The organism is Promicromonospora sukumoe 327MFSha3.1 (assembly GCF_000385135.1).
In the GTDB taxonomy this organism is placed as follows: domain Bacteria; phylum Actinomycetota; class Actinomycetes; order Actinomycetales; family Cellulomonadaceae; genus Promicromonospora; species Promicromonospora sukumoe_B.
Genome location: NZ_ARQM01000001.1, coordinates 100,725 through 123,555, shown reverse-complemented (window position 1 = coordinate 123,555; position 22,831 = coordinate 100,725). Strand labels below are relative to the sequence as shown.

The following is a 22,831-nucleotide window of genomic DNA, read 5'->3' as shown; positions in this document are numbered from 1 at the left end:
CCTCGCCGCCGCCTTCCAGTGGGTCGCCTACGCCGGGCGCACCGCCCCCGCCGGCGGCGTGACCGCGCGCGCGAAGCACGCCGAGACCGCGACCAGCACCATGACCAGCAGGATCGCGAGCCGAAGCGTGAAGTGCTCCCCCACGAAGCCCAGCACCGGCGGCCCCACGAGGAACGCGGTGTACCCGGCCGTCGCCACGGCGCTGACCCGGCGCGCGGAGTTCAGCGGGTCGTCGCCCGCGGCCGACAGCGCCACCGGGAAGCCGAGCGACGCCCCGATCCCCCACAGCAGCACGCCCACCGCACCCAGCACCGCCGACGGCGCGAACGCCACCAGGGCGATGCCGGCGATCGCGAGCAGCGCGCTGACCACCATGACGGGCGCCCGCCCGAACCGGTCGAGGAAGAACCCGCCGCTGAACCGCCCGATCGCCATGGACAGGCCGAAGAACGCGTAGATCAGGGACGCCGTCGCCGCCGACAGGTCGAACCCGTCGACCATGATCAGCGGCAGCCAGTCGTTCGCCGACCCCTCGGCCAGGGCCATACCCAGCACGATCACGCCGATCGCCAGGGTGCGCCGCTCCCGCCAGACCGCGAGGAAGGCCCCGACGGTCTCGCCGAGCGGACGACGCCGCTGCCCCGCGTCGGAGTCCTCCCGCCCGACATCGTGGGCCAGGTTGGCCACCAGCCCCGCCGTCGCGATCGCGGTGAGCGCGGCGACCGCCACCAGGTGCCCGAGCACCGGCACGCCCGCGGCGCTCGCGCCCAGGCCGACGAGCCCGCCCACACAGACGCCCAGACTGTAGCTGCCGTGCAGGCTCGGCACCACGGTGCGCCGCAGCGCCCGCTCGACGTCGACCCCCTCGACGTTCTGCCCGATCTCGCCCGAGCCCATGCCGTACCCGAACGACGCGAGCCCGACGGCGACCAGCCAGCCCTGCGCGGTCGCGGTGCCGACGGCCACGACGGCGACGCCGGTCACGATCGCGACCATGCCCCACAGCACGACGAACCGTGCGCCGCGCCGGGCCACCAGGGTGCCGGCCAAGGCGATCCCCACCATGGAGCCCGCGGACAGCCCCGCGATGATGAGCCCCATCTCGGCCGTGGTCGAGCCGGTCGCGTCGCGGATCGCGGGCGTGCGGGAGACCCACGTCGCCATGGACACGCCGGTCATGAAGAAGGACACGAACAACGCCAGCCGCCGGCGCTGCGCCGACGGCGTCAGGTGTGCGGTCACAGCACGCGGGCCAGCGCGTCGAGGGCCGCCAGCGGGTCGGGCCCGGCCGGGATGAAGACGCTGGAGGTCACCCCGGCCCGCCCGAGCTCGTCGATCCGCTCCCGGACCTGCGCGGGCGTGCCGGCGAGCGCGAGGCGCGCGACCCACTCGTCGGGCATCCGCTCGACGAACTCGGCACGGGACGCGGACGCCGCCCGCAGCTCCGCGAACTCCGCCGCGAACGGCAGCGGCGCCACGTGCGGCGCCCAGTCGGGCTCGCCGATCCACTCCAGCCCGGGTCGGGCGGTGCGCAGCGCGACGGCCGCGTCGTCGTCGACGGCCCCGATGTTGTAGGCCACGAGGCGGTGCTCGCCCTCCGGGGCGATCGCCCCCAGGGCCGACGCCGCGTACTCGGGCGCGACGGGCTCCGCGAGCACGGTGCCGTCGGCGACCCGGCCGGAGGCCGCCAGCGACCGCGGCCCGCGCACGCCGAGCAGCAGCGGCGGCACGGAGTCGGGCACCGCCGTCGCGTCGAGGCGCACCTCGCCCGCCTGCCCGCCGCCGAGCAGCGTGCGGAGCGTGGCGGTGTACTCGGCGAGGAACGTCAGGGGCCGCTCGGGCCAGGCGCCCGCCTGCCGCATCCAGCCCGGCATGCCGTGCCCGACGCCGACGTCGGTACGGCCGGGGTGGAGCTGCTCCAGCGTGGCGATCTCCATCGCCGCGAACGCGGGGTTACGCACGGCGGCGGGCAGGATGCCGATGCCGACACGCAGGCGCTCGGTCGCACCCAGCACGGCGGCGGCCTGCACCAGCCCGCCGCGGTAGCCCAGGTCCTCCACGACCCAGAGCTCGTCGAAGCCGAGCCGCTCCGTGGCGCGCGCGTACGGCAGCACCTGGGCGGCGGGCAGGTCACGCGGGAGGACGACACCGATCTGCGGAGAGGTCATGGCGCAGTTCTACCAGAACGATCGTATCGATACGAGAGCCGTTCAGATCGCCGGCGCGGGCAGGGCGACGTCGAGCCGGAAGCCCTGCGGCACGTGCTCGGCCCGCACGTCGCCGCCGTGCGCCTGGACGATGCCGCGCACGATGGCCAGCCCCAGCCCCGCGCCGGGCGACCCGGCGACCGGCCGCGCGTCCGGCGTGCGGGCCTCGCTGGCCCGCCAGCCGATCTCGAACATCCGCGTGAGGTCCTCGCTGTCGACCCCGCTGCCCTGGTCGAGCACGGAGAGCACCAGCCGGTCGCCGGCCCGGTCGGCGGACACCAGGATCTCGGAGCCGTGCGGGGCGTGGCGGATGCTGTTGGTCAGGAGGTTCACCACGACCCGGGTCAGCTCGTGCGGGTCTGCGCGCAGCGTCCGGCCCTCGACCCCCGCGTGCTCGATCCGGATCTCCTTCGCGACGGCGAGCGAGTGCACGTCGGCCACGGCGTCGGACACGACGTCCAGCAGCTCGATGTCCTCCGGGCGCAGCCGCAGCGCCCCGCTCTGGATCTGCGACAGCGCGAACAGGTCGTCGACCAGCCGGTTCATCGTCCCGACCTGGGCCCGGATGCGCCGCACGTAGTCGGCCGGGTCGGCGACGGCGCCGTCGTCCAGCGCCTCGGCGAGGGCGCTGACCCCGGTGAGCGGCGTCCGCAGGTCGTGCGAGATCCAGGCGAAGAACTGCCGCCGCGCGGCGTCGAGCTGCTCGATCTCCGCACGGGCCGCGGCGAGCCGCTCGGACGCGACGGCGAGCTGGGCCGAGAGGTCGGCGAGCTCCCTGCCCTCGTAGGCCTCCGGGCCGACGACGACGCCGTGGCCGACCCGCTCCACCGCCTGGCCGAGCTGGGCGAACGACCTGCTCACGGCCCGGGCGGTGACGATCGTCGCGGCGAGGCTCAGCAGCGCCGACAGCCCGACCACCCACAGCATCACCTGCAGGTCGTGCAGGGACAGGTACATCAGGGCGGAGATCGCGACGGTCGAGCAGACGATCGAGGCGACCGCGGCGACCACCAGGACGACGAACGGCGCGGTGACGGAGCGCTGCCGCAGACGGCGCAGGATCACGAGCGCGAGCACCGTGGTCACCGCGGTGCACACCGCGGCGGTGCCGAGAATGAGCAGCAGGTCCCCACCCGAGAGCATCATGCGGCGGCCCCCACGGTGAAGCGGTAGCCGCGGCCCCACTCGGTGAGCAGGTAGCGCGGGTAGCGAGGCTCCGGCTCGATCTTCTCGCGCAGCCGGCGCACGTGGACGGTCACCGTGGACTCCTCGCCGAAGCTCCAGCCCCACACCTCGCGCAGGATGTCGTCGCGGGTCAGGGTGCGGTCCGGGTTCTGCAGCAGGAAGAGGAACAGCTCGTACTCCCGGGCGGTGAGCGTCATCTCGGCGCCCGTCGCCCAGATCCGGCGGTGCGCGGGGTCCACGCGGAATGGCCCGAGCGTGAACGGCGTCGGCGAGACGTGCACGGCGCGGCTGCGCCGGACCAGGGCGTCGATGCGCAGCTGGAGCTCCCGCAGCGCGAACGGCTTGGCGATGTAGTCGTCGGCGCCGTGCTCCAGCCCGTCGATCCGCTGCTCGACGGCGTCGAGGGCGGTGAGCATGATGATCGGCGTCCGCGGGGCCGCCGACCGGACCTGCCGGCACAGCTCGTCCCCGCTGACCCCGGGCAGCATCCGGTCCAGGACCAGCACGTCGGGCCGCGCGGTCCGCAGGGCGTCCCGCGCCACGAGCCCGTCGCGGTAAGCGGTGACGGCGTAGCCGCGCCCGCCCAGGTAGTCGGTCACCACGGCCAGGACGGTGTCGTCGTCCTCCACGACCATCACCTCCACCTGTGCTCCCATGCCCGGCAGCGTAACCGCGCGAGGCCCGGTCGAGTTCTTACGCCTCTGCAAGACTCCCGCGTCCGTGGGGCCGCCCTGCCTAGGTTCGACGACGTCGCCGGCGTACTGCCGACGGCACCGACGAACCTGACAGAGAGGCACTTCTCATGCGCAAGACAGCACTCGCGAGCGCGGCCGTCCTGACCGCCACCCTGCTGCTCACGGGCTGCGGCGCCGACGACGGCGGGTCGGGCGACGCGATGTCCGACCAGACCTCGTCGTCGCAGGAGCAGTCCGAGGACATGGGTGAGGACATGGGTGAGGACATGACGGAGGACATGGGCGGAGAGGCCCGCACCGGCACCTTCGAGGGCCTCAACGACAAGGCGGTCGCGGGCACGGTCGAGGTGAGCGACTCCGAGATCGTCCTGTCGGGCTACTCGTCCGACGAGGGCCCCGACCTGCACATCTATCTCACCAACGGGACCGACGAGGCCGCCGTGGCAGCCGGCACGCAGATCGACGCCGTCGCCTTCGACGAGGCGTCCCAGACCTTCGCCCTGGACGGCGTGGACGTGGCGGGCTACGACACCGTCGTCATCCACTGCGACAAGGCCAAGGCCGTCTTCGGCGCGGCACCCCTGGCATGACCCGCGCCCTGTCCCTCGCCGCCGTCGTCCTGACGGCGGCGCGGGTCGCCCTCGGCGCGCTCTGGATCAACGAGGGGCTGATCAAGTACCGGGCGGGCTTCGGTGCCGCCGACATCCAGCTCGTCGCCGACGGCGCCGCCGGCAACAGCCGGGTGCCCGGCTACTTCGAGGTCTTCGCGGAGTACGTGCTGGGCCCGGCGTCCGGGCTGTTCGGCGTGCTGATGCCGCTGCTGGAGGTGGGCCTCGGCGTCGCGCTGGTCGCCGGGGTGCTGACCCTGCCGGTCGCGCTCGCGAGCGTCGGCACGCTGCTGAGCTACTGGTCGGCCGACCAGCTCACCTGGTCGTACCCGGTCATGGTCGCGCTCGCCGTCGTGCTGGTCGCGTGGCCGCGGGTCGCGTCGCGCTTCTCGGTGACGGCGCTGGTCCGACGCCTCAACCCAGCGAGCGCAGCACCTCGATGACCGAGGTGATGTGCGCCCGCATCGCCGCCTCGGCGGCATCGGGGTCGCGCGCGACGACGGCCTCGATGACCGCCTCGTGCTGAGCCAGCGAGACCGCCGACCGGCCGGGCACGCGCGAGAGCGCGAACTGGTGGCGCACCATCTGACCGTGGAGCTGCGCCACGATCCGGTTGGCGGTCTCGTGCCGGGCGATCTCGCGCAGCGCCGCGTGCAGCTCGGCGTTGAGGTCGCTGTACACGGCCGCCTCGCCGCCGTCGACCGCCTCGCGCATGCGGCGACCGATCCCCGTCAGCCGCTTCGCGTCGGCGGCCGTGAGCCGCTCGGCGGCGCGCGCGGCGACCAGCCCCTCGACGACGCGGCGGATCTCGCTGATCTCGATCGCCTCGTCCAGGCTGATCTCGCGGATCCGGGCGCCGCGGTTCTGCTGGCGCTCGACCAGCCCCTCGGCCACGAGATCCTGCAGGGCCGCCCGCACCGCGAACCGCCGCGCCCCGAACTGCTCGCACAGGTCGGCCTCGACCAGTCGCTGACGTGGCGCGAAGTCACCCCGCAGGATCGCCGCTCGCAGCTCGTCCCGCACCTGGGCGTCGTCCACCATCACGTCCCTCTCACGTCGTCGCCCGCCACCCCCGGGCGCGAAGCGATTGTCAACAATACGAGCACCCTAACGGCTGGCCTCCACCTCCGACGACGCCGCCGACGACGCAGCCGCCGCCAGGCGGGCCTTGCGCGTCGCGGGACCGAAGATCGCCAGGGCCAGCGCCCCCACCACCCAGGTGCCCGCGATGAAGTAGAAGACGGTCTGGTACCCGTGCCCGCTGTACAGGCCCGCGATGATCAGCGGCCCGACGGCGTTGGACAGCCGCCCCAGCCCGTACGAGATCGACGTGCCGAGCGACCGGCCCTTGGTGTCGTACAGCTCGGGCGAGTAGGCGTAGGCCAGGGCCGTGTAACCGCGCTCGAACAGGTTGACCAGGAACCCGAACACGACGATCAGCACCGGCGTGAAGGTCAGGCCGTACATCAGGCCCGACGCGGCGATGATCACGCCGAACACCACCAGACACCACTTGCGCTCGAACCGGTCGGTGACCTGCGCGGCGAGGAACGAGCCCAGCGGCGCGCCCACCGTGGTCAGCGCCACGAAGAAGATCGAGTCCTCGACGCTGATCCCCTCGGCGGCCAGCAGCGTGGGCGCCCACGACGAGAACCCGAAGAACCCGATGGTCTGGGTGATCCACAGCACCGACAGCAGGATGGTCGGGTAGAGGAACTTCTTGTCCTTGAGCATCGCCAGGCCCGCCTTCGTGGCCGGCCCGGTCTCCACGGGCACGGCGGCGTCGGGCAGCGTGCCGTGCTGGGCGACCGCCTGGGCCTCCAGGTCCCGCAGCACCGCGTCGGCCTCGTCGTGCCGGCCGCGCGACTCCAGCCACTGCGGGGACTCCGCGAGCTTGCGCACGAAGAACAGGAACAGCACACCGAGCGAGCCCCACAGGTAGACCAGGCGCCACGACCAGTCGCTGATCGGCACCACGAACGACGCGATCAGGTTGGTCGCGGGCGTGCCGCAGATGCCGATCATGATCACCACGACGACGCCGTCGGCGTCCGCCACGACCACGTCACCGGGGGTGACCAGCGCGTTGGCGCACACGACCGGCACGTTCACCGAGCCGAGCGTGGCCTTGACCGTGCCCTTGGCGTTGATCGCGCGGGAGAACACGGGGAAGTCCATGGCACGCAGCGTGTCGACGTCGCGGCAGCCGCCGTCGATCACCAGGCCGCGGGCGCCGCGGGCCTTGAGCGAGGTGGCGAGCAGGTCGCCGAAGAACCCGTCCTCGTTCTCGGTGGTGCAGGCGGCCACGACGACGTCGCCGGGGCGCACCTGCTCGGCGGCGACGTGCAGCATCCAGTTGTCGCCGGGCTGGAGCAGCACCGTGACGGCGGTGCCGCACATCGCGGCGCCCTCGTAGACGGGCCGCAGGTAGGGGCGCATGAGGCCGAGGCGGCCCAGCGCCTCGTGGACGGTCGCGACGCCGAACCGCGACAGCGCCTCGACGGCGGCCGGGTCGGCGCGGCGGATCTGGGTGTGGACGACTCCGAGCTCAGACACGGGTCAGCCCCCTCTCGGTCAGGCGCCGGTCCAGCAGCGGGTAGGCGCGGCGGGCGTTGGTCTCGAACAGGGCGCGCACGGCGGCGTCGTCCAGGCCCCGGGCCGCGGCATGGGCCTCGACGTACCGGCGGGTGTCGTCGAAGTGGTGGCCGGTGCGCGGGTCGATGCCGCGCACGGCGCCGATCATCTCGGAGGCGAACAGCACGCCGTCGCGCGGGATCACGTCGAGCAGCAGGTCGGCGCCGGGCTGGTGGTAGACGCAGGTGTCGAAGAAGACGTTGGTGCCCAGCACCTCCTCCGGCTCCGGCCTGCCCAGGGCCTGGGCCAGGCCGCGGAACCGGCCCCAGTGGTAGGGCACCGCTCCCCCGCCGTGCGGGATCACGAGCCGCAGGTCCGGGAAGTCGGCGAACAGGTCGCCCTGCAGGAGCTGCATGAACACCGTGGTGTCGGCGTTGAGGTAGTGGGCGCCCGTGGTGTGGAAGGCGGGGTTGCAGCTCGTCGAGACGTGCACCATGGCGGGCACGTCGAGCTCCACCAGCTTCTCGTACACCGGGTACCAGGACCGGTCGGTCAGGGGCGGTGCGGTCCAGTGCCCGCCGGACGGGTCCGGGTTCAGGTTCACGGTGACGGCGCCCAGCTCGGTCACGGCCCGCTCGATCTCGGGGACCGACGTCGCCGGGTCGGCGCCGGGCGACTGCGGCAGCATGGCGCCGGGCACGAACCGGTCGGGGTAGAGCCCGGCCACGCGGGCGCACAGGTCGTTGCAGATCCGCGCCCAGGCGGTCGACGTCGCGAGGTCGCCCACGTGGTGGGCCATGAACGACGCCCGGGGCGAGAAGACGGTGACGTCGATGCCGCGCTCGTCCATCTGCCGGAGCTGGTGCGCCTGGAGCGTCTCGCGGATCTGGTCGTCGCTGATCCGCGGCCCGGCCGGGTCGGGGGCCAGGCCCGCGTCGGCCAGGGCGGCGACCTGCGCGTCGCGCCAGGCGCCGAGCGGTTCGGGGGCGGTCGTGTAGTGGCCGTGCACGTCGATGATCACGCGGTGGCCTCCTCGTTCTGGTCGGTGGTCGGGTCCCAGACGGCGCGCGGCACCAGCACCTCGCCGCTCATGAGCAGGCGGGCGGTGCGCAGCAGCGCGGAGCGGACGACGCCGGGCGGGTCGCCGGCCTCGAGGCCGAGCGTCACGGAGAACTCGCCGGACGGGTGCTCCACCGAGACGGTGACGTCGTGTCCTTCGCCCGGCCCCGCGGGATCCGGCACGACGGCGACCTCGTGGGCGACGCTGCCGGGCAGCACGCACGCCGTCGCGACCGTCACGGCGGCCAGCACGCCGATGGACTGGTGGGCGACGCGCGGGATGAGCGAGCGGGTGGCGACGCTCCCGCCGTCGGCCGGTGCCGACACGAGCGTCATCTTGGGGTAGTTCTTCGCGGTCACGTCGCCGAGGCCCATGGCCTGGCCGCAGACCAGGCGCAGGCGCTCGACGCGGTCGCGCAGGCCGGCGTCGCCGTCGATCTCGGCGGGGGTCTCGTCGCCGCGCGCGCCGAGGCGGTCCGCACGCACGATCACGAGCGGCTGGCCGTTGTCGATCAGGGTCACCTCGACGTCGCCGAGGCCCGGCACGGTCACGGTATCGCGCACGTTCCCGGTGGGCACCAGGCTGCCGGCCACGGAGCCGGCGGTGTCGAGGAACGCGATGTCCACCGGCGCGGCCGTGCCCGGTACGCCGTCGATCCGGGCGTCGCCCGCGTACTCGACGTGCCGTGCCCCGTCGGGCCCGCGCGGCGTGGCGACGGTGATGCTCGCGACCGCGCCGGTGTTGCAGGTCAGCACCGAGGCCGCGGTGGTGTCGCCGTCGGGCACGACGATGCCGGTCTCGATCGCGAACGGCAGCACGGCGGCCAGCATGTTGCCGCAGTTCGGCGTGGTGTCCACGGTGTCGGAGTCCGGCTGGAGCTGGGCGAACGTCCACTCGACGTCGACGCCGCCCGACCCGGGCGACACGATCCCGACCTTGCTGGTCAGGGGATGCGCGCCGCCCAGGCCGTCGATCTGGCGGGGATCAGGCGAGCCCATCGCGGCCAGCAGCACGGCGTCGCGCACGGCCGGGTCGGCCGGCAGCGTGCGGGCGTCGAGGAACAGGCCCCGCGACGTGCCGCCCCGCATGACGAGGGCGGGCACTGCGGTCTGCGAGCCCGCGGTGCGGGCACGGCGATAGGACGGGCCATCGGTGGCGGTCACTGCGCTCCTCCTCCATGAGGCGTGTCCCGGCACCGTAGTCCATCAACAATCTTGTTGACAATTTTGTCGCCGAAAACTGACTACCCCTGGACCACCCACGGACCCCAGGGAGTGCCCGGCTTCTCGTTGCGCGTCCACCACTTCGCCTCGTACGTCCGGCCCTCGAACACGGCCACGGACCCGGCCTCGAAGATGCGCGACGGCGTCCATCCCGTCACGCCGTCCCGCTCGACGATCTCCTGCCACGGGCCGTAGGCGGCGCCGGGCTCCTGGCCCCGCGTCCACCAGGCCGCCCGCCAGGTCGAGCCCTCGTACGAGATCTCGTCACCGGCCGTGTAGACCGCGGACGTGTCCCAGGCCGGAACAGCCGCCCCGCAGCCGTCGTCGCACACGCTGAACGAGGCGAGCACGGCCTTGTGGTCGGACGGCCAGACGGCGTCCGGCGTGAGGATCTCGTCGGAGCTGTCGTCGTCGACCCGCTCGTTCCGGATGATCGTCGACTGCGGCCCCACCACCGCGGCGCCGTCGATCGACACCCGCTCGTCGGGCGTGACGAAGACGTAGTCGATGCGGTCGCGCTCGTCGGCCTCGGGCGCCCAGGTGAGGTCCGTCGTCGGGAACAGCGGGTTGTCCGACGGCCACGTGACACCCGGGTTGGCGACCGGGTCCGGGTGCACCTCGCGGAACGCGTCGACCAGGCCGCCGTCGAGCAGCGTCTGCGTGGACTGCCACGGGATCACGAGGCCGTTGTGGTCCTGCAGGTCGGCGGTCTCCGCGGTCCAGTCCTGCACCGACGGCTCGTTGAAGTCGCCACCGACGACGGCGATGCGGCCCGCCGCCCGCTCGGCCCGGACGTCCTCGACCAGCGCGGCGGCCGTGGCCGGGCGGCCCGACTGCCGGTTGGCCTCGAGGATCGCGTCGACGTCGGTGACGGGGCCGCCGGGCAGCTTGTCCCACGTGTCCCAGCCGTCGGGCCAGTCGCCCTGGACGGCGCCGCCGTAGCCGCGCGGCAGGTACGTCGCGTACCAGCGGTACTCGAGGTGGCCGCCGTAGGCCACGACCTCGGTGCCGTTCACGTCGAGCACGGCCTTGGTCCACCAGCGGTCGACCGTGCTGGTCTCCAGGATCGGGTACCGGGAGACGATACCCGTGTCGGTGGCGATCACGTGGTCGTACCCGAGCAGCTCGGCGACCTGGCGCGGGGCGTCGCCCTGCTCGGGCAGGAACGTCACGTCGGCGTCGGTCTCCAGAAGGACGTCGGCGATCTCGCGGGCGCCGTCGTCGATCTGCGTGCCGCCGTGCCACACGTTGAACGTGAGGACGTTCAGCTCGCTGACGCCGTCCACCTCGGGCTTGGGCGCGGCGGGCGACACGGTCGGTGCGGTCGTGGCGGCGGCCGACGGCGCGGTGGCCAGCGCGGCGAGCATGGCGCCCGCGGCGACGGCCGCGAGCGGGCGTCGAAGGCGTACGGGTGCGGGTGATGACATCGGATTCTCCTCGGCTCGGAAGGCGTGCGGCCGTGACGCTACGGCGGATGCGTGGCCTGGCCGTGGCCAGGAGGTGAACGCCCCCGGGGCTGATAGGTCGCATCATCACCGTTGACCCCCGCACCGCCCAGGCCGGAGATTCGACCCCGAACGGCCCGGGCGGCAACCGCACCGCCGCGCACCGGAGCGCGGCGACCCACCGGGCCGGACGGGAGTCACCATGGAAACGGACCGAAAGCTCCTGCTCGACCGCCGCAGCCTGCTCCTGGGCTCGGCGGTGCTCGGCTCGGCCGCCGCACTCGGCGTCGCCGCACCGCCCCGGGCGGCCGCCGCGGTGCCGGGCTTCCCCACGTTCAACCGGGTCGGCGCGGCGCTGAACAAGTCGGCCCTGGCCTACAACCCGACGAACGAGCTCATCTTCCCGTCGGTCCGCAACGTCGCGGGCCGGGTCCAGAACCCGCTGGGGAACTGGTACATGTACTACGCCCCGCACGACGCGCCGGGCGGGATCTGCCTGGCCTACGCCGACTCGCTCGACGGCCCGTGGCGCGAGTACTCGGGCAACCCGGTCATCTCCCGCACCTGGTCACCGCACTACTCGGTGAGCCACGTGTCCAGCCCGCACGCGGTCTGGAACGCCGCGGACGGCCGGATCTACCTGTACTTCCACGGGGAGAACACCACCACGCGGGTCGCGTCGTCGGCCGACGGGCGCAGCTTCACCTACGAGGGCACCGTGCTGACCACCGCGATGCTGCCCAGAGACGTCACCGAGACGTCCTACGCGCGGGTGTTCCCGCACCCCACGAAGTCGGACACGCAGATCATGCTGTTCATGGGCGCGCAGGCCGGGACCCGCAAGATCTTCATCGGCTGGTCCAACCGGCTGACGTCGGGCTGGCAGTTCAAGCCCCAGCCCCTGATCTCGCCCGCCGCGGGCGAGGGCGGGCAGCTCTCCGGCGCCCACTACTGGTCGCGCAACGGCGGCGGCCACGTGGTCTACCACGGCGGTTCCGGCAGCATGCACGTCGCCGACGTCGGCACGAGCTTCGACCGCGAGAACCACCTCGGCGTGCTGTACACGGAGCCGCAGGCCACGCGGGCCGCCGCCCCCAGCTTCGCCGAGGAGGGCGGCCGGCTGTACATGTTCTACGAGGCCGGGCAGCGCGGGAACACCAACATCGCGGTGGCCCGCACGAGCTGAGCCGTCAGGCCGTGCGGCGGCGGGCGGCCACGCCCAGCGCGACGAGGGTCACCAGGGTGCCCGCCGCCATCAGCACCTGCAGCCACGGCCCGAGGGCCACGCCCGCGGTGACGCCGTCGCGCAGCTCGACGTCCGTGACGATCAGCCCGGGCTCGGCCGCGGGCAGGGACTCGCCCGCGGCGCCGTCGGGCCCGAAGACCTGGCTGGTGCCCGTGGTCGAGAGGTTGACGACGGCGCGGCCGGTCTCGATGGCCCGCATCCGCGCGAACGCGGTCTGCTGCAGGTTCTCGTCCGTGCCCCGGAAATCGGCGTTGTTGGTCTGGAACATGAACGCCTGCGCGCCGTTGCCGATGCCCTCGCGGATGACGTCGTCGAACACGACGTCGAAGCAGATCGCGAGCCCGACGACGGCGTCGCCGGTGTCCACGGCGGGCACGTCGGTGCCGGGCGTGTACTCGCGGCCCAGCAGGTTGACGAGGCTGGGCACGATGGCGCCGTACAGCCACCGGTCCGGCACGTACTCGCCGAACGGGACGGGGTGCCGCTTGGAGTGCGAGGCCGCGGCGCCGTCCTCGGTCCACAGGAACGACCGGTTGTAGATCAGGTCGCCGTCCGCCGACGCGGCGTTCAGCAGCAGCGGGGCGCCGTACCGGCGGACGGCCGAGTCGAGGGCCACCGCGGTGGACGGCGTGGCCGCCGGGTCGCTGTCCACGCCGCCCTCCGGCCAGACCACGAGGTCCACCTGGTCGTCCTCCAGCGGGGCGGACGCCGCGAGCTGGGAGTCCAGCATGTCGCCGGGCTCCCGCGCGTCGGAGTAGGCGGCGGGGCCGTCGCCCTGGGCGGCGCCGACGCGCAGCGTGCCGGCGTCCGACGTCGGGAACTGGGGCACGACCAGCAGCAGGACCGCGAGCGCCGCCGCGGGCACGGCGGCAGTCCAGCGCCGGGTGGTGGAGCCGGTGCGCAGGGCCCGCACCAGCTCGATGACGGCGGCGCACAGCAGCACCATGCAGAAGCCGAGCCCGGACACGCCGAGCCAGGACGCCACGGGCGCGATCGGGCTCGCGGACTGGCTCATGCCAAGGCGGCCCCAGGGGAAGCCGCCGTAGGGCCAGGAGCCCATGGCGAGCTCGCGCGTCATCCAGGCGCCGGCCACGAGCAGGGGCAGCGCCACCAGGCGCAGCGCGCCGGCCGAGCCGCGGCGCGGCACCCACCGGTAGGCCAGCGTGATCAGGGGCGACAGCGCCGCCATGAAGAGGGTCTGCACGGTCGCGAGCGCCACCCAGGGCACCCAGCCGAGCGGGTCGTCGCCGAGGAACCGGGACGACCAGGACACGTGCGGGAACCAGAACGCGGCGCCGAACGCGGCGCCCACGAGGACGGCGCCCCAGGCCCGCCGGCCGATGAACGTGAGCAGCGAGAGGGTGACCGCGACGAACGCGAGCGGCCACCACCCGAGCGACGGGAAGGCGCCGTCGAGCGCCAGCCCCGCCAGGGCGGCCACCGGGACGGCCGCCCACAGGGGCAGGAGGGGCGGGTCGAGGAGTCGCGTGCGGGCGCGGCCCGCGGACTCGGTCCGCGCGGTCGCCCGCGGCTCGGGGTGGGTGCCGGCGCCGGGGGCCGGCTGCGAGGGTGCTGCCTGCGTCACGCCCCAGAGTCTCCCACCCCGGCCTGGGAACCCGGGACGCGACGGTCGCGGCGTCAGTCCTGCGGCGCGTCCCCGAAGTCGCGGATGTCCAGGCGGACGCCGCCCTTGAGGGCCGACTCGTGCGCGACGATGCCGGGCATCGTGTACCGCGCGGCGACCCAGGCGTTGACCGGCGGGAGGGTGCCGGCGTTGACGGCGGTGACGAAGTCGTCGGCCAGGAAGTGGTGGCTGCCCTCGTGCCCGTTGGACACGTCGGCGAACTCCTTCGGCAGCCGCGAGCGGTCGTGCACGGGCGCGGAGCCCGAGGTGAAGGCGTCGCGCAGCGCGGGCGAGACGTGCTCCAGCGACGGGTCGTCGGGCGAGAGCGTGGGCTTGGGCGCCAGGTGCTCCGTGAGGTCCACGACCTGCTCCTTGTCCTGCCAGAGGCTGACGTTCACGAGCTGCTCCATGCTGGCCTCGGTGCCGAAGAACCGGAACCGCGACTCCCGGAAGTGCGAGGGGAACCCGACCCGGCGGAACTCGTTGATGCGGAACGCGCCACCGCCCGCGGCCTCGAACAGCGCGGTGGCGTTGGAGAAGTCGTTGCCGAACTGGCTGACCTCCTTGTCGAACACGCCGTCGCCGCGGTCGTCGAGCACGCCGATCGCAGAGACGCTGGTCGCGTGCGTCTGCCAGGCGCCGAGGATCCCGCCCAGGGAGTGGGTCGGGTACATCAGGGGCGGGTAGCTCGCGGTGGACTTCCAGTTCTCCCCGCCGCTGTACCGGTAGGCGTCGTAGAAGCCGAGGTCCATGTCGTGCAGGTAGTCGCCCTCGGCGTAGAAGAGCCGCCCGAACGCGCCCTTCGCGGCCTGGTCGCGGGCGTGGACGGTCGCCGGGTTGTAGTAGCTCGTCTCGCCCATCATGTAGGTCAGGCCGGTCTCGCGGACCGCCTCGACGATCGCCTCGATCTCCTCCTCGGAGATCGCCATCGGCACCGAGGAGTAGACGTGCTTGCCGGCGCGCAGCGCCTGGACCACCAGCGGCCCGTGCGTCCAGCGCTGCGTGAAGATCGCGATCGCGTCGACGTCGGAGGCGAGCAGGGCCTCGAAGGACGGGACGGTCCCGGCGAGGTCGTACTCGCCGACGAGCTTCTCGGCACGCTCGGGCAGCAGGTCGGTGACGTAGATGTCCCCGACGCCGGGGTGCAGGTTCCAGAGCTTGACGAACTGCCCGGCGAACTGCCCGGCTCCGACGATGCCAAGTGTGAACACGCAATGCTCCTTGCCGTAGGGCCGCGGCGATGCGGCGTTGACGGCCCCGACCCTACGTACCTACGATCAGCGAACTCTTCATGGATCAGAGCCGGTTCTTCCCGGATCATCAGATGCCGGGGGTCGCAGATGACGTCGCAGATCGAGATCCAACCGCCCGCCCTCGTGAGCTGGTCCGGCCGCCCGAGCCTGATGGGCACCGCCCACCAGCACGACGACCTGGAGATCAACCTCGTCACCGAGGGCGGCACGATGCTCTACCTGTTCGGCGGCGCGCCGGTCGAGATCGGCCCCGGGTCCGTCGCCGCGTTCTGGGCGGCGGTGCCGCACCAGCTCATCGCCAGCACGGCGACCCGGGCGCACTGGGTGCACGTGCCGTTCTCGACCTTCCTCGGCTGGGGGCTGCCCACCGCCCTGGTCGGCCGGCTGCTGTCCGGCATGCCGCTGATCTCCCCGCCCGAGGCGGCGCTGACGACCGACGACGCGAACTTCACGCAGTGGGCCGCCGACCTGTCGGGTGAGCAGCCGGAGCTGCGCCGCGTCGCGATGCTGGAGATCGAGGCCCGGGTGCGCCGCCTCGGGCTGGCCACGCCGGGGCAGCCGGTGCGGCAGTTCACAGCCGGCGACCCGGCCCTGCGCCAGGTGCTGGCGATGGTGCGGCACATCGCCGAGAACTTCCGCGAGCCGCTGACCGTCGCCGACGTGGCGCGGACCGTGCGGCTGCACCCCAACTACGCCATGGCCCAGTTCCGCAAGGTCGTGCGCACCACCATGGTCGACTACCTGACCCGGTGCCGGCTGGCCGAGGCGCGGCGTCTGCTGGTCACGACCGGTCTGCCGGTGGCCGACGTCGCGGCCGAGTCGGGTTTCAGCTCCGTGAGCCGGTTCTACACCGCGTTCGGCGACGCGTGCGGCATGCCGCCGGCCGCGTACCGGCGGGAGAACCAGCACGACCAGCCTGTGTGAGTCCCGGCCCGGGCTGTGCTTGACTGCCGCGGTGGCCGACCTTCCGGAGATCCCCGACCGTCTGGAGATCGCGGGCACGGCGTTCACCCGCATCGAGTCCCCCGAGAGCATCGCCTGCTGGTCGGCGGACGGCGACCACCGGCCCGTGAGCGTGCTGACGGAGCCCGCCGACGCGCCGGACCGGGCGACCCTCGACCTGACCGCCACCGTGCTGAGGCGGTTCGACGAGCTCGCCGACCTCGCGCTCGCGTACCTGCGCGAGCGGCTGCGGGAGCCGGAGCACGGCCTGTCGGCCGACGAGCTCGCGACGCTGGACGCCGCCGAGCCGCCGGCCGCGGAGCCCGCTGCGGTGGTCTGGGCCGACGGCACCTGGCTGCTGCGGTTCGCGGAGTCCCGCCTCCGGCTGGCCGACCCGTACGGGATCGGCGTGCTCTTCGAGGGCACGGCCCCGTCCGGGATCGAGGACCTCTCGCACGCCGACCTGGCCTAGCCGGGCGCCGGGCGGTCAGGACACCTCGACCACGATCTTCCCGAGGTTGTCCCCCGCCTCGAGCCGCGCGAACGCCGCCGGCGCCTCCTCCAGCGGCAGCACCTCGTCGATCGCGGGGACGACGACGCCCTCGGTCACCAGGTCCGCGACCTCCTCCAGGTCCGCGCGCGACTGGGGCACGAACAGCACGCCGACGCGCTTGCCGGTCAGCGCCCGCAGGAACGGCCCGGCCACCAGCGTCGCGAGCAGCACGCGGGTGCGGCCGCCGACCATCAGGTAGGACCCGCCGGCCCGCAGCGCCTGGTGCACCCGGAACGGGGACCGGTGGGCCACCAGGTCCACCACGCGGTCGTACCGGTCGCGCTGGTCGGCCCAGTCGCAGTGCTCGAACGCGACGGTGTCGTCGGCGCCCACCCGGAGCAGGTGACCGGCCTTGTCGGCCCGGTCCACGGCGGTCACGTGGGCGCCCAGGTGCCGCGCGAGGCCGATCACGAGCGCCCCGCCCGCACCGCCCGCGCCGTTGACCAGCAGCTTGTCGCCCGGCCCCAGCCCGCGGGTGGCCCGCAGCGCGATGCACCCGGCCTGCGGCACCGCCGCCGCCCGCACGAACGACAGGTGCTCCGGCTTGCGGGCCAGCAGCCGCGGCGACGTCGCGACGTACCGGGCGAGCCCGCCGCGGTAGCCGGCCAGCTCCCCGAACACCTCGTCGCCCGGGGCGTACTCGGTCACGGACCGGCCCACCGCCACGACCGTCCCCGCGACGTCCGACCCCGGGACGGGGTGCCGCGGACGCCGCAGGCCGCCCACCCGCGCGTAGAACGGCCTGCCCACGAGGTTCTCGCGGTCCGACCCGTTCAGGGAGGTGGCACGGACCGCGACCAGCACCTCGTCGTCCGCCGGGATCGGGTCGGGCAGCTCGCCGACCACCACCACGTCCGCGCTCCCGTACCGGTCCTGGATGACGGCCCGCATCGTGCCTCCTGCTCGAGTGGTCCAGCGCCACCAACGTAGCGGCGCGGGACGGCCGGCGGGGGTGGTCCGGGACGGGTTCACCCGGTGGATAGAGTCTGCCCATGCCGCTCCAGCCGCGCCCGCTCCCGGCCGCCGAGACGACCCCGACCGGGCACTTCGCAGAGGTATCGCCGGGCCCCTTCGGGCGGCTCGCCGACGCGCTGCACGCCCTGGCCCTCGGGGGCGCGGCCGGCCTGCTCCTGGCCACGCTCGCGCACGTCGTCGTGGGCCTGCTGGCCGAGAGCGGGGCGGTGACCGCCCCGGCCCCGCTCGACGCCGCCCTCACGCGCGGGTTCACGCTCGACCTGGCGGCGCTGCTCGGCGCCGTCGTCGTGGTGCTGGCCCTCTCGACGGCGCGGACCTTCGCGCACGCGCGCGCCGTCCGCGACGCGTCGGAGACCGGGGCCGACGGGCGCGCGCTGCCCGTGCCCGAGTACCAGGGGACGCTGGCCTCGGGCGAGACGGTGAACGGGCGGCCGTTCGTGCGCTGGCTGTTCCTGGCGGTCCCGGTGCTCGTGGTCGGGGCGTTCCTCGCCGTGTTCTGCCTGGTGGAGTGGATCAGCGACCCGGACGTCGACGGGCTGGGCGGCGCCACCGCGCTCGCGATCGGGCTCATCGGCGGCAGCGTGGCGGTCATGCTGCTGGTGCGGTGGTGGCGGGCGCGGCTCGCCGCCGTCCACCTGGCGACGCGGCACGCGCCCGTGTCGTTCGGCGCCGACCCCGGCGTCGAACCGGTCGCGCTGACCGCCGCCTTCGGCTGGGCCGAGCGCTTCGCGTCGGTCGTGGGCGTCGTGACGGTCGTGCTCCTGCAGCTCTCCTGGATCGTCGTGGCCGCCTGGGGCGCGCTGTCGGGGCGAGGCGTCGCGATCGGCGGCCGGTTCGTGCTGCTCCCCGGCGGGTCCGGGTCCGCCGCCGACGTCGACGCGCTGGTCGGGTCGCCGGCCTCGGTCGCCGTCACCGTGCTCGTGGTGCTCGCCCTGGCGCTGACCGTGCTGCGCCGGGTCGCGACCGACCTGCGCTACGTGCTCGCCCGGCGCGCGCTCGTCGAGCGCCTGGACCAGCCGCTGCTCGACGGGCAGCGGCCGCAGCCCGAGCTGGCCGGCCTGCTGCTGACCTTCGACACCCCGGTGCGGCGCGCCACGGCGGCCGTGGGCGCCGTCGGCAGCTTCGTGGTGGCGGTGACCGCGACCCTCCGGCCGTTCCTCGACCTGGGCCCCGAGCCGGGCACGACGGCGGCCGTGCTGCTCGCGGTCGTGCTGGCGGCCGCCCTCGCGGCCGTGGTGGTCGACGTCGCCACGGCCGGTTCCCGTCTCCGGCTGCGCAACCGGGCGCTGGCCGCCTGGCCGGCCGCCACCCGCCCGAACGGAGCATTGTCGTGACGACCCCCACCCTCCTGGGCAGCGAGCTGCCGATCGCGGCGGCACCGATGGCCGGCGGCCCGACGACGGCCGGGCTCGCGGCCGCCGCGACCCGGGCCGGGGCGTTCGCGTTCCTCCCCGGCGGGTACCTCGCGCCCGACCGCCTGGCGTCGGACATCGCGGCCGCCCGGGAATGGGGCGGCCCGTTCGGGGTCAACCTCTTCGTGCCCGGCTCGCCCGACCTGGACCAGGCCGCGTTCGCCGCCTACGCCCGGCGCCTGGCCCCGGAGGCGGCCGCGCTGGGCGTCGACCTGGCGGCCGAGCCGGTCGAGGACGACGACGGGTGGGCCGACAAGCTCCGGCTCCTGGTCGAGAACCCGGTGCCGGTCGTGTCGTTCACGTTCGGCCTGCCGTCGGCCGCCGACGTCCGGGCGCTGCGGCGCGTGGGCAGCGTGGTGCTCGCCTCGGTGACGACCGTGGACGAGGCCACGGCGGCCCGCGCCGGCGGCGTGGACGGGCTCGTGGTGCAGGGTCCCGCGGCCGGCGGGCACAGCGCCACGTGGGACCCGGTCCGCCGCATCGCCGACGGGCCGACGTCGGCGGTGGTGCGCGCCGTCGCGGCCGCCGTCGACCTGCCGATCGTGGCGGCGGGAGGCGTCGACGGGCCCGAGGCCGTGCGGGAGCTGCTCGCGGCCGGGGCGCAGGCCGTCGCGGTCGGCACGCTGCTGCTGCGGACCGACGAGTCCGGCGCGTCCGCCACCTACCAGGCCGCGCTGGCGGCGTCGGACCGCGACACGGTGGTCACCCGGTCGTTCACCGGGCGGCCGGCGCGCGCCGTGCGCAACGGGTTCGTCGACCGGCACGACGCCGCCGCCCCCGTCGGCTACCCCGCGATCCACCACCTGACGCGCGACCTGCGTCGTCGTGCCGCGGCGGAGGGTGACGCCGAGCGGCTGCACCTCTGGGCGGGCACGGGCTACCGGAACGCGGCGCCGGGTTCCGCCGCCGACGTCCTGCGGACCCTGGCGGCCGGCCTCTGACGGACCCGGCCCGCCACGCTCCCCTTTGAGGCCTAAGTTTCTTCGCTTTGGGGCGACCCAAAGCGAAGAAACTTAGGCCTCAAAGGCGACCACCCCGGAGCGGTCCGACGGCGACGAAAATCCCTGGCCCCGGCGGCCCGCCCGGGTGTTGCCTGACGTCGTCATCGCAGGCCGTCCGACCGGACCCGGCCCGTACCCGGCCCCTCCCTGGAGCACCCTTGATCGTCGTCTCCGCCGCTTCCGGCGCCCTCGGCCGGCTCGTCGTCGCCGAGCTCCGCACCCGTGTTCCCGCCGGCCAGGTCGTGGCCGCCGTCCGCGATCCCGAGCGGGCCGCCGACCTCGCGAACCTCGGCGTCGAGGTCCGGCGCGGGGACTACGACGACCCCGCCAGCCTGCGCGACGCCTTCGCCGGCGCGGACCGGCTCCTGCTGATCTCCTCCCCCGAGCTGGACACCGGCCTGCGCACCCGGCAGCACCGGGCCGCGATCGACGCCGCCGTCGCCGAGGGGGTCGGCCGCGTCGCCTACACCAGCTTCCTGGGCGCCGGCCGCGCCGGCGACCCGATGAACGCCGCGCACCACGCCACCGAGCTCGCGCTCCGGGACAGCGGTGTCGGGCACACGATCCTGCGGCACCCGTTCTACTCCGACGCCTTCATCAACCCCGGGCTGGAGGCCGCCGTCCGGTCCGGGACGCTCACCGCAGCGACCGGCGGCCGCGGGCTCAACACCGCCACCCGGGCGGACCTGGCCGCCGCCGCGGCCGCCGTCCTGACCGACGACGCCCACGCGGGCCGGGCCTACGACCTGACCGGTCCGCTGTGGACCTACGCGCAGCTCGCCGAGGCGCTCGCCCGGGTCACGGGCGAGCCGGTCGCCGCCGTCGAGGCGGACGTGTCCGGGCCGATGGGCTTCCTGATGGGGCTGGCGCGCGCCGGGGCCCTGGAGCGCCAGACCGACGACCTGCGGCACGTGCTGGGCCGCCCGCCGACCAGCCTGCGCCAGGCCGTGGCCGGTGCGCTCGGCCGTCCGGCGGCCGATACCCTGCGCACATGAACGGTGGCTACCAGGTGTTCCGGCCGCGGCCCGAGGACGTCTACGACTGGTCGGGCGGGCAGCTGCACCCCGAGATCCGGCAGCACGTCGCGGTGGGCAACATCGTCCGCGTGCAGGTCTCCGAGAACGGGAGCCCCGACACCGGCTGGTCGGACACGCCCTACGTGCGTGTCACCGCGCAGGACGGCGACCGGCTGACGGGCGTCGTCGACGATCCGTACCGGTCGCAGTACAGCGCCCTGGAGAACGGCACCGAGCTCGGGTTCGACCGCGCGGACGTGACGGAGATCCCGCTCGACTGGGACGAGAACGAGGACCTGGCGCCCCGGGCGACCCACACCGGGCGCGGCCGGGAGATCACGGGATACATCGAGCCGGACTGAGGCGCCGGGTCACGCCCGGCCGCCCGCGTCCAGCGAGGCCACCTGCCGGGCCAGGAGCACCGCGACCCGGAGCTGCTCGTGCGTCGGGTAGTGCGGGTGCGAGACGGCGGTCACCAGGAAGTGGCCGACGACGTCGCTACCCCGGTGCACCGGGATCGCGACGTACTCGTCGACCGGCAGACCCGACCGCTCGACGTCGACCTCGCGGCCGTTCCTGATCAGCACGCCGTTGTGGTCGAGGATCGCGATGCGGACGTCGGTCACCGGTCCCGGGACCCAGCGGCAGTCCTCGGCGCCGAGCACGTCGGTGATGTGCCGGGCGACGACGTCGTGCACGGCCCCCGTCGGCAGGTCGCCCTCGATCGCCGCGCGGGCGGCGTCCAGCATGCCGTCGAGGTAGCCCGCGCGCCGGGCGGCGCGCTGCTGCTGGCGGTAGCCCCACAGGGCCACCTCGGTGACCGCCAGGCTGATCACGACGAGCAGCACCGTCGCCTCGACGTCCTCGGCGTCCGTGATGACGAAGCGCAGGTACGGCTCGGTCAGGAACAGGTCGAACCCGGCCCCCGCCGACAGCGCGGCGAGCAGCCCGGCCGGCCGGTCGCCCGTGGCCGCCGCGGCGACCACGAGCACGACGAGGATCAGCGTCGAGGTCACCGTGGTGATGTCGTCCCGGAAGGCGGACAGGATCGCGCAGGCCAGCAGCGGCGCGAGCACCGCGGCGGCACGCACCCACGGGCGGCGCGGCGCCCCGGCGTCAGCGGCCATGTGGTCCACCTCCCGGATCATCGTGACCCCCGCCGCGAGCGCCCGCGAGCGCTGGCCGGGCACCGGCCCCGAGGTGCGCCCGCGGCGCCGCCGGGTCGATGCTGGGGGTGTCCGACAGACGTGCTGCCGCAGCGACGAGGAGGCGGACCAGATGGAGATCGTCCGAGGCGAACGAGAGGCGCAGGAGATCGTGGGCCTGCACGAGAGCGTGCGGATGGAGGACCTGCGGGACTTCTTCCCCCGCGCGATGGCGGCGGCGGCCGCGGCGCTGTACGAGCGGGGCATGGAGCCGTCGGGGCCGGGCGTGGCGCTCTACGAGGGGATGCGGGCGGAGCGGTTCGAGGTGACCGCGGGGTACCCGGTGCCGGCGGGGGCGGCGCCGTCCGACCAGGTGGTCGCCGCGATGCTCCCGGGCGGCGCGACGGTGGAGGCGGTCCACGTGGGGCCGTACGACCGGCTGCGCGAGTCCCACGCGGAGCTGACGGTGTGGTTCGAGGAGAACGGGATGACGCCGCCGGCGACGGTCTGGGAGGAGTACGTCGTGGGGCCGGACAGCCTGGCCGACCCGAACGGGTGGCAGACGCGCATCGTGTACCCGGTGGGCTGATCCGGGCTTCGGTCCCGGGCAGGGCGGGCCGTTGGTCCCTGGTCGGACATCGGCGACCCGCGAGACGCTGGGGAGGCG

At 74.2% G+C, this 22,831-nt stretch carries 23 protein-coding genes; 10 read left to right on the top strand and 13 right to left on the bottom strand.

The window, feature by feature from the left end; translation table 11 throughout:
- Nucleotides 1-27: 27 nt before the first annotated feature.
- From H291_RS0100540 to H291_RS0100525, 4 genes are read right to left on the bottom strand one after another with little or no spacing between them, the layout of a single operon-like run.
- Nucleotides 28-1,242 (bottom strand): MFS transporter, encoded by a 1,215-nt coding sequence (locus tag H291_RS0100540; RefSeq protein ID WP_020013020.1) that lies wholly within the window; start codon nt 1,240-1,242, stop codon nt 28-30.
- Nucleotides 1,239-2,168: an LLM class flavin-dependent oxidoreductase gene (locus H291_RS0100535; protein ID WP_020013019.1), complete on the bottom strand. Its 930-nt coding sequence runs from the start codon at nt 2,166-2,168 to the stop codon at nt 1,239-1,241. The genes H291_RS0100540 and H291_RS0100535 overlap by 4 nt, the downstream gene beginning before the upstream one ends.
- 42 nt (nt 2,169-2,210) lie before the next feature.
- Entirely contained in the window at nt 2,211-3,353 is a 1,143-nt protein-coding gene (locus H291_RS0100530; RefSeq protein ID WP_020013018.1) for a sensor histidine kinase, read from the bottom strand.
- On the bottom strand, nt 3,350-4,048 hold the full coding sequence (locus tag H291_RS0100525) for a response regulator transcription factor (RefSeq protein ID WP_026365239.1): 699 nt from the start codon (nt 4,046-4,048) through the stop codon (nt 3,350-3,352). Before H291_RS0100525 ends, H291_RS0100530 begins: the two co-directional genes overlap by 4 nt.
- A 146-nt stretch (nt 4,049-4,194) precedes the next feature.
- On the opposite strand from H291_RS0100525, the gene H291_RS0100520 reads away from it, so the two are divergent.
- On the top strand, nt 4,195-4,677 hold the full coding sequence (locus tag H291_RS0100520; protein ID WP_020013016.1) for a DM13 domain-containing protein: 483 nt from the start codon (nt 4,195-4,197) through the stop codon (nt 4,675-4,677).
- The gene (locus tag H291_RS0100515) at nt 4,674-5,138 is read left to right on the top strand and encodes a DoxX family membrane protein (RefSeq protein WP_020013015.1); all 465 of its coding nucleotides are present in this window, start codon (nt 4,674-4,676) and stop codon (nt 5,136-5,138) included. Before H291_RS0100520 ends, H291_RS0100515 begins: the two co-directional genes overlap by 4 nt.
- On the opposite strand, the gene H291_RS0100510 is transcribed toward H291_RS0100515, so the two are convergent.
- From H291_RS0100510 to H291_RS28095, 5 genes are all read right to left on the bottom strand, one after another.
- A complete protein-coding gene (locus tag H291_RS0100510; protein ID WP_020013014.1) occupies nt 5,110-5,736 on the bottom strand; it encodes a GntR family transcriptional regulator in 627 nt (208 codons plus the stop codon). The genes H291_RS0100515 and H291_RS0100510 overlap by 29 nt on opposite strands.
- 66 nt (nt 5,737-5,802) lie before the next feature.
- Nucleotides 5,803-7,251 (bottom strand): 4-carboxy-4-hydroxy-2-oxoadipate aldolase/oxaloacetate decarboxylase, encoded by a 1,449-nt coding sequence (ligK, locus tag H291_RS33110; RefSeq protein ID WP_020013013.1) that lies wholly within the window; start codon nt 7,249-7,251, stop codon nt 5,803-5,805.
- A complete protein-coding gene (locus tag H291_RS0100500) occupies nt 7,244-8,290 on the bottom strand; it encodes an amidohydrolase family protein (RefSeq protein WP_020013012.1) in 1,047 nt (348 codons plus the stop codon). Before H291_RS0100500 ends, ligK begins: the two co-directional genes overlap by 8 nt.
- On the bottom strand, nt 8,287-9,492 hold the full coding sequence (locus tag H291_RS0100495; RefSeq protein WP_020013011.1) for a 4-oxalomesaconate tautomerase: 1,206 nt from the start codon (nt 9,490-9,492) through the stop codon (nt 8,287-8,289). The genes H291_RS0100500 and H291_RS0100495 overlap by 4 nt, the downstream gene beginning before the upstream one ends.
- 80 nt (nt 9,493-9,572) lie before the next feature.
- Nucleotides 9,573-10,979, bottom strand: a complete 1,407-nt coding sequence (locus H291_RS28095) for a carbohydrate-binding protein (protein ID WP_157236629.1) — start codon at nt 10,977-10,979, stop codon at nt 9,573-9,575.
- 220 nt (nt 10,980-11,199) lie between these two features.
- Between H291_RS28095 and H291_RS0100485 the strand changes: the two genes are divergently transcribed.
- On the top strand, nt 11,200-12,183 hold the full coding sequence (locus H291_RS0100485; RefSeq protein WP_020013009.1) for a hypothetical protein: 984 nt from the start codon (nt 11,200-11,202) through the stop codon (nt 12,181-12,183).
- Between the two features lie 4 nt (nt 12,184-12,187).
- Here H291_RS0100485 and lnt read toward each other — a convergent pair whose 3' ends face one another.
- Both lnt and H291_RS0100475 read right to left on the bottom strand, forming a co-directional pair.
- A complete protein-coding gene (lnt, locus tag H291_RS0100480) occupies nt 12,188-13,828 on the bottom strand; it encodes an apolipoprotein N-acyltransferase (RefSeq protein ID WP_020013008.1) in 1,641 nt (546 codons plus the stop codon).
- A gap of 53 nt (nt 13,829-13,881) precedes the next feature.
- The gene (locus H291_RS0100475; RefSeq protein WP_020013007.1) at nt 13,882-15,078 is read right to left on the bottom strand and encodes a Gfo/Idh/MocA family protein; all 1,197 of its coding nucleotides are present in this window, start codon (nt 15,076-15,078) and stop codon (nt 13,882-13,884) included.
- A 129-nt stretch (nt 15,079-15,207) separates the two neighbouring features.
- Here H291_RS0100475 and H291_RS0100470 point away from each other — a divergent pair, with 129 nt between their 5' ends.
- Both H291_RS0100470 and H291_RS0100465 read left to right on the top strand, forming a co-directional pair.
- Nucleotides 15,208-16,044: a helix-turn-helix domain-containing protein gene (locus H291_RS0100470; protein ID WP_020013006.1), complete on the top strand. Its 837-nt coding sequence runs from the start codon at nt 15,208-15,210 to the stop codon at nt 16,042-16,044.
- 31 nt (nt 16,045-16,075) lie between these two features.
- A complete protein-coding gene (locus tag H291_RS0100465) occupies nt 16,076-16,534 on the top strand; it encodes a hypothetical protein (protein ID WP_020013005.1) in 459 nt (152 codons plus the stop codon).
- A 15-nt stretch (nt 16,535-16,549) separates the two neighbouring features.
- On the opposite strand, the gene H291_RS0100460 is transcribed toward H291_RS0100465, so the two are convergent.
- Nucleotides 16,550-17,506: an NAD(P)-dependent alcohol dehydrogenase gene (locus H291_RS0100460; protein WP_020013004.1), complete on the bottom strand. Its 957-nt coding sequence runs from the start codon at nt 17,504-17,506 to the stop codon at nt 16,550-16,552.
- 101 nt (nt 17,507-17,607) lie between these two features.
- Between H291_RS0100460 and H291_RS34375 the strand changes: the two genes are divergently transcribed.
- From H291_RS34375 to H291_RS0100440, 4 genes are all read left to right on the top strand, one after another.
- Nucleotides 17,608-18,924 carry a hypothetical protein gene (locus H291_RS34375; protein ID WP_020013003.1) on the top strand — a complete coding sequence of 439 codons (1,317 nt, stop codon included), beginning with the start codon at nt 17,608-17,610 and terminating at the stop codon, nt 18,922-18,924.
- Nucleotides 18,921-19,943: a nitronate monooxygenase gene (locus H291_RS34370; RefSeq protein ID WP_020013002.1), complete on the top strand. Its 1,023-nt coding sequence runs from the start codon at nt 18,921-18,923 to the stop codon at nt 19,941-19,943. The genes H291_RS34375 and H291_RS34370 overlap by 4 nt, the downstream gene beginning before the upstream one ends.
- Before the next feature lie 218 nt (nt 19,944-20,161).
- Nucleotides 20,162-20,998 (top strand): NAD(P)H-binding protein, encoded by an 837-nt coding sequence (locus H291_RS0100445; protein WP_020013001.1) that lies wholly within the window; start codon nt 20,162-20,164, stop codon nt 20,996-20,998.
- Nucleotides 20,995-21,381, top strand: a complete 387-nt coding sequence (locus H291_RS0100440) for a hypothetical protein (protein WP_020013000.1) — start codon at nt 20,995-20,997, stop codon at nt 21,379-21,381. The genes H291_RS0100445 and H291_RS0100440 overlap by 4 nt, the downstream gene beginning before the upstream one ends.
- A gap of 9 nt (nt 21,382-21,390) precedes the next feature.
- On the opposite strand, the gene H291_RS0100435 is transcribed toward H291_RS0100440, so the two are convergent.
- Nucleotides 21,391-22,146, bottom strand: coding sequence for a DUF4118 domain-containing protein (locus tag H291_RS0100435; RefSeq protein WP_026365234.1), 756 nt, complete (start codon nt 22,144-22,146; stop codon nt 21,391-21,393).
- Here H291_RS0100435 and H291_RS33100 point away from each other — a divergent pair.
- Complete coding sequence (locus tag H291_RS33100) at nt 22,145-22,753, top strand: GyrI-like domain-containing protein (protein ID WP_198012371.1); 609 nt, start codon at nt 22,145-22,147, stop codon at nt 22,751-22,753. The genes H291_RS0100435 and H291_RS33100 overlap by 2 nt on opposite strands.
- Nucleotides 22,754-22,831 lie beyond the last annotated feature (78 nt).